Source organism: Neotamlana sargassicola (assembly GCF_020523965.1).
Lineage (GTDB): Bacteria > Bacteroidota > Bacteroidia > Flavobacteriales > Flavobacteriaceae > Neotamlana > Neotamlana sargassicola.
In genome coordinates this window covers 1-521 of sequence record NZ_JAJAPX010000019.1, presented here as the reverse complement: position 1 = coordinate 521, position 521 = coordinate 1, and the positions used below count along the sequence as shown (strand labels likewise).

At 37.0% G+C, this 521-nt stretch carries 2 tRNA genes; both read right to left on the bottom strand.

What is annotated here, in order from left to right:
- Window positions 1-204: 204 nt before the first annotated feature.
- Window positions 205-278: transfer RNA gene (locus LG651_RS15660), tRNA-Ala, on the bottom strand.
- 142 nt (window positions 279-420) lie between these two features.
- Window positions 421-494 (bottom strand) — tRNA-Ile (locus LG651_RS15655).
- Window positions 495-521: the final 27 nt, after the last annotated feature.

Here is a 521-nt window from a genome sequence, read left to right as displayed (position 1 = left end):
ATTAATAAGTATTAAACTTACTAATAATGATTAATTGTATCGCTCGCGTGATACTTTATTAATCTTAATTACTTTTCATTAGATATAAATCTAATGTTTCATGTATCTTTTCAATATGTCAATGAACTTTACAACGACGCAAACGCGCCATCTGGCTACTACGTTAAAAATATCTACCAGACATTTCTTAACTCTTCGGCCCTGTGGAGAATATCGGAGTCGAACCGATGACCTCTTGCGTGCAAGGCAAGCGCTCTAGCCAGCTGAGCTAATCCCCCGTATCTTGTAGTTAGCAGTGTTCAGTCGCAGTTTAAAGTAACTAAACCTGCAACTTATTGGGTTGCTTAACTTCTAGAATTTCCTTTCAATATTTAATGAACTTCTCTAAAATTGTTTTTTTTTTAAAACAACCTTAGATTGTAGTCTCAGGCAGACTCGAACTGCCGACCTCTACATTATCAGTGTAGCGCTCTAACCAGCTGAGCTATGAGACTCTTTTGGTTATTGGTTTTTGGTTGCTC